Origin of the sequence: Legionella micdadei (assembly GCF_000953635.1) — a bacterium.
In the GTDB taxonomy this organism is placed as follows: Bacteria; Pseudomonadota; Gammaproteobacteria; order Legionellales; family Legionellaceae; genus Tatlockia; species Tatlockia micdadei.
Genome location: NZ_LN614830.1, coordinates 2837392 through 2847918, shown reverse-complemented (window position 1 = coordinate 2847918; position 10527 = coordinate 2837392). Strand labels below are relative to the sequence as shown.

Sequence of the window (10527 nt, the reverse complement as noted above, 5' to 3'; positions counted from 1 at the left end):
TAACTTTTAGGTGTTTCGCTGCTATTAAAAGCAGAATTCACTCTATTAATGAATAACTGTGCTAGCATCATTAATGCAATAATTACTATTTTGTAATCGGGGCAGCAAAATTGAAGGAAAAGCAATAGATATCATGCTGATTACGGAATATTAGTTCAGCTTTTTTAACTACATTCTAGTTTTCTATAATCTATACTGATGTGATATAACTGGTTTGTGCCCAAAACGCTTTCAGCAAGTAAAAAGGGGAATGGCATGCAGTTTTGCAATAAAGGCCCTAAGCAGTAGATAAAGGGAATCTTAATCAACTTAGAGGTGCCTATGAGGATCGGCGAATACTGTAATCGGGAAGTAGTTATTATTAAGAGCGATGAATCCGTAAAAGCTGCTGCAGAGCTAATGCGCACTCATCATGTAGGTGATTTAGTTATAGTTGAAAAACAAAACAATAAGCAAGTGCCGATTGGTATTATCACAGATAGGGATTTAGTCATTGAAGTGATGGCTGCTGGTCTTGCACCGGAAGTACTCACCGTCAGAGATATTTTGACGGAGCAGCTAAATTTTGTAGTTGAAAATGATAGCTTCTTTGATGCATTAGATCTCATGCGTACAAAAAAGGTTCGTCGGTTACCCGTTGTTAATCATGAAAACTCTCTTGTGGGTATCATAACTATGGACGATATCCTGGATATTCTGGCAGAAATGATAACTCAAGTAGCTTCTATCATTAAGCTACAACAAAGAAAAGAAATAAGGCAGAGAACTTAAACGTGCTTTTATCGACCTCGGTTAGCAAGCTTGGGTGACGCTTCAACGGGAAAAGGGAGCTTTCAAGCTGAAAGCCTGGTTGGCGCACTTACGACAACCAGGTTATGCAGCTTGCCAAAAGAAAGCGGGGGTTAAAACCTCGCATCTTTAGAGGCTCTTTTTCCTAGATCTTCTTCTATTTGGACTTTTTTGTCCTCTATTTTTTTCAATGTCGAGGTTGCTCTTTCTACCAATTGCTCTAACTCTCCTTTTGCTCCTTTTAACTCTTCTATCTCATCTTTGAGCTCTTTATAACCTTGTCTTACTTCTTTATTCTCCAGCAGCAGTTCTAATCTCACCCACGTAGAATATAGAATTGGGTTTCTGGTATATTCAATCGGGAGTCTTTTTCCTTCTTTTCGTCCTGGTACAATTTCTAATTTCTCTTCAAGTTTCGTTACCTCATGCTGTTTGAGCTCTTTTTCTTTGCTTTCTAAGCATTTCTTTTTATCCTCTAATTGCGCTTTGAGTAACTCCAATTCTTGTTTGTGCCTCTCAATCTCTTTGCCTAGGGGCTTATATTCTTTAAACAGCCTGGCGGTTTGGAAACGCTTTACCCAGCTTTGTATGACTGTCGCGGCTTTTCCTTCTTTGTTGGCTTGCTCCTCTCTTGTCTTCATAACTGCCCTGGTTTTTGTTGCTGATTCCTTAGCATCAATCACTTCATCTACGGTGAGGATTAAACCTTTGCCTTGATATCGTTTATCAATGTATTGTTGAGCCCGCGCCTCAACATCTTTGTGTCTTACACAGCGGCCTGCTGCTTGAGGGCCTGATAAAATTCCATTAATCACATTGATGTTAGATTCAACTACAGGCGAATAAGAATTAACGATTTGAACATTCAAAATATCTTTAATGCTTACTCCAGTGGCAATGACTTCATCCGCTACAATATGCGTTCTTAACCCTACTTCGATTTGGGCAAGTTGTTCATCAATAATAGATTGTTTAGTACCCATATCTATGGCACTGGCGTAATTTTCAGTCCCTCCTAATCTACCTAAATCAACGGCAGGTGCATTGGTTATAATGTCAGAGATAGGCTCTGAAGCTTTGATTTTTGCCACCATTTGTTCTGCCCTATCTAAAATCAACTTTTCGATAGCTTCTTTTTGTTCACGAGGTAATTTGGAAATCGGTGGCCCCATTTTTGCCAGAGCATCAGCTAATTTTACCCTATCTTTTCCTTCGCAAGATTGAAGTTTAGATAAAACAGGTGGGGGTATCTCATCATTTTGCTTTTTATATTTGACGATATGCTCATCGTAACCTTTGAGGTGTTCTTCCAGTTTATGGGTTCTGTCTTTTTCAGCGAGATCCGGGGCTTTTTCATTAAAGATAAGTGCAAGAGCATAGCTGTTGATTGTTCTTTGAATATCTTTTCGTTGCTCCGTATCGATATCCTGTTTTAAGTCCACCTCCCGTAAGGGGACTTGCCTGCTTACCTCTTCTTCATTCGCAGCTCGATTAAATTTGCGAGCTAATTGTAGTCTCGCTTGAAATTCAGATTCTCTTCTGAGCTCGGCAACTTTACCTTGATATTTTTCAAGGGTGGGCCTATCTCCCTCTGCAAGTTTCTGATAAACAGTAGCCAATTGTTCACGCGTTTCCTTATCATCAGAAAAACCCATATTGCGCTGGCAACGGATGCGATTCAATTCCAAAGCGCGCTCTATAGCTAATTTTTCTGCCTCAGAATCTCCCATTTCTGCATGCTCTTTCTTAATCTGGGCTTTTAATTCGACAGGATCAGTATACCCAGTCATTCCTTCCGTGAGATAATAATCATCAAAATAATGTATCACGGCCTGATCCACTAAGTCCCCGGCCTCCCAATATGCGACTTCGGGTTTGATTGGCCGGATTGTTCCCAGTTGTATGGCGGCTCCAAGACTTAAATCATCCAAGGGAGGGCCAGAGAACAAATCATACAATTTAGAAGTAGGGGTTGCAGTCAAAGCCAGGATTGAATTGTTTTCTTTTAGCCCCCTTAAAAGTGCTGTATCTTCATCTTTAAACGTATGTCGGTGGCTTTCATCAATTAACACCATGGAATCTTTAATTTCGGGTGCAATAATTTTGAACAAAGGGTGTTCAGCTTGTAAAACTATTTGATCAAAGTGATCATCGGAAGTGTCTTGTATAACCTGGCGAAAATATTCCTGGATATTTTGGATGTCTTTACCACTTAATTCTTCCCAGTTTTCAACATCGACTTTATCTTTAAGAGTTTCTAAAGTGAAAACTGCAGGAGTTTGGCGAGATCCCCGGACGACACCTGCGCCAAGCATCTTTTGTGTTTCAAGCGCTTGTTGGTCAACCAGTGTCTTATCAGGAACAATCATGACGGTACGGCCAACCGCCTGGGCAATCCCTGCCATAATAATACTTTTACCGGAACCGGTTCCCATCACTGCAAGGCGTTGTTCATTCCCTTCGGCTAAACTTTCAGAATATTTTGCCAATATTTCATTTTGGTACGCGTGGGGAATAAAGGAGGTAGTATCAACTGCTAATCCTTTTTTAGTCACAGCATGAACCTCACCTTCTTTAAGGGTTAATTTGACAGTGGCCGCATGGTCTGGGTTGAAAAATAGTTTTCCCCTACTAACCTCTTCGCTTAATTTACTGGTGATGTTGAGAGTGTACTCTTGCCCTTCTTCGGGTGTTTCTGCTTCAAAAATTACATCAACGGTATAAACAGCGCCGCCAATAGTGATTGCAGCTTCAAGATGCCATTTTTCGTCTTCCTTTTGTACCCATTGGCTTCTCCCTGTGCCGGGCTTGCCTGCTTTATCTAAAATTGCTTTGACGACATTGCCAAGTTTGGGAGATTTTTTGTCATTCTCGATGTCAACGATCTCTTTTGCTGCTCCTACTGTAACCACAGCCCCATTGGCTACCACTTCTTTTAATAAATGAACTGCTGCGATGGTATCCGTGTAATCTTTAAGATCCCGAGCTTGGTTTTCAACAATATCTCTATCGGCGCCCATAGTAATCTCCTTTTATCAATTAGATAAAATATTGACCATTTTAGGTGTTATATTGAAATATAGTTCAAAAATTTTGCATCATGGTGATCGGTTTGAATTCCTTTTCCCAAAAGAGGGAGGAAACAAAGACAGGCTATGATTTTTCCTACTAGAAAAAAATTTTTACTTTAGGGATAAATTTTAGGAAAATTATATGCTATATTTTAGAATCTAGTTCACTTTGATCAATATAATGGCACCAGAGATGACTGTTCGTGAAAGTATGCAAACGATTATGCAGGGTTTAGGATCGGCTTCTCGAAAAGAGGGAAGCGAAAACCAAACGCCTTCTGAAAGGAAGCAAATATCAAACGATATACTTAACCGTTTGAATAAATTAAACCTGGGCGATGATCCCCGAATGCTGAGTCTTCTAGAAGCCTATCCCAATTATACCAATCGCTTAATTACCTTATTCAAAGCCTTAAAGGGGCTCAATATCCCCCTGAGTGATGCGATTCATGCTGCTATCGCTAAAAACATTGCCCATCTTGGTGGGGTTGTCAACTTATTAGAGTTAGTAAAAGAAATGAAGGTCGACCCGAACTCTTTTCCTATCGAGCGGTTATTTGATGCTGCAAAATCGGATATGGCTGTAACTCATAGCGTAAGGAAATTGTTCAATATCGAATCGCTTGATTTAGATACTTTTAAATTAATTCTTACATATCCAAGTCAAGCCTACAGTATTTCTCAATTGATTATTGATCTTCAAGAGCATGCCTACGACACTCAAATATTAATTGATAAACTTCTTGCTGCTCAATCTCCGATAAAGAATATGGGGACTATTATTGAGCTGCTTGGTTATATTTTAGAAAATAATCTTTATTATCCTGGTGTGGTTGATATTCTTTTAAGACAGGATCAATATATCGATACCATTTACGAGGGGGCTAAAAAGCTTTTAGCTGGTCATTGCTTGTCAGCCAACTATTTTACGGTACTTGAGCAAAATCCTAAGAATGCCAACATTTTCGCAATGAATATTTTATTGTTATACAACGCTGGCCTCATTGATTACCGTAAACCAGAAGATCTTTCAGAAGTAAGTGGACTGGGTATAGGAGCGCTTCATTTCCTGAGATTTTTACGGCAAGTGGATATGTTAGATGCTGCAAGTTATAAAAAGATCGTCCAGCATAATAATATCCTGATGGCAGAGAAGGTGGTTGAGACATTCAACAATCTTCCTCTATTTACCAGTTTTGATAAAAAGGAATTGCATCAGATGTTAGAATTAGTGAATAAAGAGAAACCGTCTGATGACGATATTAATCGATTCACCCAAATCATATCCAATTATCTTATTCCTAACGACGGAGTACTATCTGCAGGTGCACCACCAAGTCCTTAAATCTGGATCCTAGATGCTTAAGATTCAGATTATCTCAACCTGAAATGGTAGAGTTCTGAAAAATTAAAAACTTTCAGTGGGCTGACACCTGCTGGTGAAATGGATGCCCCGCTCAAATTCAGTGAGGCAATCATGACGATTAATCTTCAGATAGTCGAAAAAATGATTTTACAGATCGCCGAATTTTTTCACTCTATGGCTGCTAATGAGCAGCGGCGCCTCTATTATATGATGCCGCCCAAGAGCAGCTTTCCTTACGCGTATCAACATAGTTCGATTCGGGATGTAGCAACAATTTGTAATATCCTTGACCTGGTTCATTTTTTTAAAGAGCGCCAAATGATGTTAGGGGCGGGTGTTATGGCCGTTTTTGAAGAAGTGGTTGGTAATACTTTGCAAAAATATCACGAACTTTATCAAAAAAATAAAGTTCTGGATCTACCCGATGGGAACATAGGCGATATTGGTTTCTTTCTACTTGCTTTGGAAAAATGCAGTCAAGTCTTTCCATCTAAATTACCCGATCTTTGGAAGACAACTAGGGCTCAGTTGGTTAATCGGTTGCTTAGACGGCAAAATGAGGATGGTTCAATGAGGCTATTTTTTGACAGCCGTTTAACAGTATATGAAAAAAGTGCCGAAGCTTTTTACCTGCCTGAAGCATTGATTGGCCTCATTGCCACCTTAGGCCATCACTCAAAGGAAATAGATAACCAAATTATCACTTTAATCCAGAGAGCGATTCTCTATTGTTGCCAAGACGAGAATCGTGAGCGAAATGTTACCTCTGACATTGTTACTTTTTATGCGAATTGGCAGTTTCAATTGTTTTATCACTGGATTTATAACCAATCAAAGGGGGAAAATGAGATATCTTTGGAGGTAGAGCACTTAAAAAGACTTATTAATGCTTTGATGAACTCTCCGATTGCAAAAATTCCCTTTGAACATAATGTGGCCACTGTAGAAATTGCTTGTTATCTAGAGGGCCTAGTGCATGCCCGGGATGTAATTAGTTTCGTTAAAATAGCATTACACTTACCTAAAGACTGGTTCGAAAAGGAAATCAACCGCTGTATTCATTTTCTCTACCAATTGCAAACAGCAACTCAGCTCACAATCAAAGGAGGATTCGTGCATACTCCCAATAGCCCTGAGGCGCGTGTTGATGTTGCTGGACATGTTTTCAACGCGTTAGCAAAGCTTAGCCGAGATCAGCACTAAGAAGGGGAAGGGGCTCATTTTCAGTTGATTCTTGCTGTAAAAATTGGGATAAACGCTCTTCTTTCTCAGGTGATTCTTGCTTAAAAAATAGGGATAAACGCTCAGCTTTTGTTTCGGATTGTTTGTTTATGTACTCAAAGAAAGATAAAACCAATCTGCCTATTCCGATAGGGAGAGTAAGGAGTCGCGCACAAAACAAATACGCTGCTGCATAGGTATTCTTTATGATGCTAGGGTGAAAATTCTCATCAGCCGATATTTTCTCCATGCCAAAACCATAGAAAAATTTGCCATAAAAATCATCAGTTATTTTATTGATAATTTCACCAAACTCGGAACTTGTGAAACTGTAGATGCCATCATTGCAATCAAAAAATTCGTAAAGATCATTGTCTATTTTTTTTATGGCTAACGCATGGCCACCAACTAAGCCAAAATATTTTAAAACGACTGCATCATTATTGTTGACTAACAACTTTTTTAAGTTGTCTTCTATTGCTGTTTTATTCCAATCGATAGTTACATCGGGAATCCATTCACTTTTTCCGCTAGGAAGAACCTGGAAAAATTGAGCGAGTTCAATCTCATCATTTAATTCTAATTCAGGAGTCGTTTCTGGAAGTTCTAATTTTCCACGGGACCAAAAATAGCTGTACCCATAACAGCAACCAAGTATGGTTCTTGAAGATTGTTTTAATTGTTTAATTTTTTTCACTATAGGCTCCAGAGGAATGTTTTTTTAATAATCTAATTGACCATGTATATTACAATATTAACCTTAAATAAAAATTAAGCCGTGAAGTAGCGTGAAATAGAAAGTCTGAAAGGAAGAAAAACTGTATCAATTCTCAACTATACTTTTGACAGGCAGTTTGGATTATAGGGCACTAACAAAACCTAATCAGATCTTAAAACATTGCAAGTGATTTGAAGATGATAAGAGCGGGCAATGAATGATAACGATAAAACCAATTTCTATTTAGTCTCTGTAGTCCTCATTACTGCAGTAGGGATGGGTGTCCTATTGAGTTCTTACTCAACTGCTCTCTATCTGGGAAACTTTTCTCGCGCGACTTTGCCTTATTATTTTATAGTGTCAGGGATTCTTTCTGCTCTAACAGCAGGAGGATTAGTTCATTTCCTTTCAAACACAAATAAAAAGACTATATTAGTCATCCAAGCCAGTTCTATTGTGCTTGTTTTGCTTTATGTAATCCTCAATTTTTGGCCTTCAAAATTACTAGCCTTAATCTATACTTTTTTATTTATTGCATTGTCAAATATTTATAGTGCAAATAGTTGGAATCTTGCAACTGCATCTTTTGAGCTTCGTGTATTTAAAAGTTTTGCGAATCGATTTTTAGCTTTAATCAGTATAAACAGTATTGTTATCAGTACGCTGTCTTATATTGGTATCGATGTTTGGGGGCAAAATATTTTAATCTATTTTTCTCTAATCCTGATGATCATAAATTGTTTTGCTGTGGCCAGAATTCAACTTCAGCAAATCAATTTTAAAGGTCCCGTTAATAAATCTGTTTCCTTACGGGCTTATCCTTTGTTTTTATCGCTTGCCATTTTTTTGGCTCTAATAAATATCATTTTTATATTCGCTAATTATCAGATGATGTTTCGTCTTAGCCAGGCTCTTGATATGGCACAAATTACTAAATTCATGACCCTATTTTATCTTTTAGGGAATGTGGGTAGTTTTCTTATTCAACTTTACGCAAAGCGAATTTTGGAATTATTTGGAATTTCAGCATTATTTTTGTCTTCTACAGCAGCTATTTTTATTTCTTTTATACCCTCAATTTTCTATCCTTATTTGTACATAATCACTTTGTTTAATCTGGTTCTTTTAATATTTTATACCAGTTGGGTAAGTTTGGGATGGCAAGTTGCTCTCAACGCACTGCCATTTTCTTTAAAAAATAGGGGGCAAATTGTTATTCAAGCGGTAACTAACAATTTAGCAAGAATCGCTGCCTCGTTTATTTTATTAATTTTTGCTTACCATTATGCTTTTTATTCCTATCAAATTTTGACAGGATTAATCCTTATTTTTATGTTAGTTTTTGCCTGGAAGATTAAACAATTTTATGGTGAAACACTACTCTCAAACATTAAAGAGAAAAGATTTTATTTTCCAATATTAGACGAAGAAAGCGATTATCATTTTCTGGCGAAGCAGGTCAAATACTTATTATCTAGTCAGGACCCGATAAAAATAAAAGTCGGTTTATCTATTTTGAGATGGACTAATCCAAAGCAAGTAAGGGAAGAACTAGTCAACCTTTTTGATTATCCAGATCCGTCAGTTCGTATAAAAGTTTATAAAACTTCGAGTTACTTTGGAAAATTATATGACAAAAAACTGCTACAGCAATTGGAAAAAGAAAAAGATCAGGAAGCAACTTGGCAACTTCTCTTTTTAATTTTTAAAAAACATCACGAAAGAATAATTGAAAAATTAGATGATTATTTTCATTACTCCAATCCCCCATACCAGGCTATTGCGATTATTGCAGCGATCAACTATGGCGAACTTCGTCATGTCAGCGAAGCAATAAAAGTTTTAGAGAAGATGGCAAATTCAAAGGAAGAAGATATCCGTTTTTTTGCGGTAATGGCATTGAATCATATCGATCTTGGCAATCCTGTTGAATTGATAAAGAAATTGGCCAATGATCCGAGTTATAAAGTCGCAAAGCAGGCAATTAAAGCCACACATAATACAAAAGATAGGCGTATTGTCCGTCTTGTAATAGCCCAGTTGGATAAATCCAAAGTGAGTTACGATGCGGTACAATCGTTAATAAAGATTAAAATCGATGTTGCTCCATTACTATTGCGTACTTGCCTAACGGTCAATGTGCATCGGTATAAACCTCTAATAAGAGTGCTTTGTAAGTTAAATACGTCTACTACAGAGCGATGTTTAGGCAAATTAATACCTCGTGCCCCATTTTTATTTTCCGTTGAATTGTCAGAGCAAATTGCGTTAAGAGCAACCAAAATTCCTCTGTCAAATCAACTAAAATCAGATATTTTATTACACATAAATCATATTATTACTGAATTGAATATTTTTAATTTCCTATTTAAACAGGAAAGTGATTTGGATAAAAAACGCGAATTAATGTTGCGTAAACAGCTAACAGAGAAAAAGCTGATTTGTTTCCTTGCTACCGTGATTCAACCAAAAAGTATTATGGAAATCCTACCTAAACTTGCTTCTAAGTACGAGTTGCAACAACCCGATTCACAACACGATATTGCCCTCGAATATTTGGATTGGTTAATTGAGGATAGAGCACTAGCAAAAAAAGTGTTTGCTGCAATTGAAGATAAGCTGCAGATAAACGATTTCGATAGGTCTCAATTTGAATTGGATTGTTGGTCCAAAAAAATGTTGTACCACACAGCCTCAGAGGATAAAACGATGGATACAGTCGATAAAGTTTTTGCATTGCGAAAAGTCCCAATTTATACGCATGTGCCTGCTGAATTACTGATTTCAGTTGCAGAAGAATGTCAATTTGTCGAATTCCCAAAAGGAAAAAAACTAATTGGGATTGGTGATTATCCCGATAAAATTTATATGATTTTAAGTGGTAGTGCTGCTGTGGTATATAATGGAAAAATAGAACGCTATGCTAAAGAGAATGATCTCATCGGTTTATTTATAATTCTGACTGAACGCAATAGCCCGCTTGAAGTGATTGTCAATGAAGATTCTACGATGCTTGAATTATCACGGAGTGTATTTGAACAACTGACTAATGATTACCCTGATATATTAAAAGAAATTGCAAAATATGTTGTCAATATTTATTTCAATGTAGTTGAAAAAACCATTCAAACGGACTCAACTGTTTTATCAAAGATACTTTAGAGAATCAGGGGCTGTTGACAATTTGATTTCACAGCTGCCTTGAGCTTAATTGCGCAAATTGGTTAGGCCGTTAAATGGAAACCGTTATGCCTCGTTTAAGCTCTAGTTTCATTTCGCGAAACCAATTGTCAACAGACCCTAAAGAACCAAGTAGTTTTCTTGGCTCTTTAATAGTAAGCAGAAACAAATTGAAGTCCTTT

General features: G+C 37.4%; 6 protein-coding genes. 4 read left to right on the top strand and 2 right to left on the bottom strand.

Features of this window, described 5'->3' with window-relative positions; genetic code table 11:
* Positions 1-321: 321 nt before the first annotated feature.
* Positions 322-771: a CBS domain-containing protein gene (locus tag LMI_RS12680; protein WP_045100119.1), complete on the top strand. Its 450-nt coding sequence runs from the start codon at positions 322-324 to the stop codon at positions 769-771.
* A 131-nt stretch (positions 772-902) separates the two neighbouring features.
* Here LMI_RS12680 and LMI_RS12675 read toward each other — a convergent pair whose 3' ends face one another.
* Positions 903-3809, bottom strand: coding sequence for a DEAD/DEAH box helicase family protein (locus tag LMI_RS12675; protein WP_045100118.1), 2907 nt, complete (start codon positions 3807-3809; stop codon positions 903-905).
* Positions 3810-4053: 244 nt separating this feature from the next.
* Here LMI_RS12675 and LMI_RS12670 point away from each other — a divergent pair, with 244 nt between their 5' ends.
* Together LMI_RS12670 and LMI_RS12665 are read left to right on the top strand one after the other, a co-directional pair.
* Positions 4054-5205, top strand: a complete 1152-nt coding sequence (locus tag LMI_RS12670) for a hypothetical protein (protein WP_083331803.1) — start codon at positions 4054-4056, stop codon at positions 5203-5205.
* A gap of 132 nt (positions 5206-5337) precedes the next feature.
* Positions 5338-6429 (top strand): hypothetical protein, encoded by a 1092-nt coding sequence (locus tag LMI_RS12665; RefSeq protein ID WP_144405783.1) that lies wholly within the window; start codon positions 5338-5340, stop codon positions 6427-6429.
* Here LMI_RS12665 and LMI_RS12660 read toward each other — a convergent pair.
* On the bottom strand, positions 6410-7144 hold the full coding sequence (locus LMI_RS12660) for a YopT-type cysteine protease domain-containing protein (protein ID WP_045100116.1): 735 nt from the start codon (positions 7142-7144) through the stop codon (positions 6410-6412). The genes LMI_RS12665 and LMI_RS12660 overlap by 20 nt on opposite strands.
* 234 nt (positions 7145-7378) lie before the next feature.
* On the opposite strand from LMI_RS12660, the gene LMI_RS12655 reads away from it, so the two are divergent.
* A complete protein-coding gene (locus tag LMI_RS12655; protein ID WP_045100115.1) occupies positions 7379-10327 on the top strand; it encodes a cyclic nucleotide-binding domain-containing protein in 2949 nt (982 codons plus the stop codon).
* The last annotated feature ends 200 nt before the right edge of the window (positions 10328-10527 follow it).

Bases quoted from the DNA above. Each gene is read 5' to 3' on its own strand.
- LMI_RS12675 (WP_045100118.1), bottom strand. From the start codon at position 3,809: ATGGGCGCCGATAGAGATATTGTTGAAAACCAAGCTCGGGATCTTAAA.
- LMI_RS12665 (WP_144405783.1), top strand. From the start codon at position 5,338: ATGACGATTAATCTTCAGATAGTCGAAAAAATGATTTTACAGATCGCC.
- LMI_RS12655 (WP_045100115.1), top strand. From the start codon at position 7,379: ATGAATGATAACGATAAAACCAATTTCTATTTAGTCTCTGTAGTCCTC.
- LMI_RS12670 (WP_083331803.1), top strand. From the start codon at position 4,054: ATGACTGTTCGTGAAAGTATGCAAACGATTATGCAGGGTTTAGGATCG.
- LMI_RS12680 (WP_045100119.1), top strand. From the start codon at position 322: ATGAGGATCGGCGAATACTGTAATCGGGAAGTAGTTATTATTAAGAGC.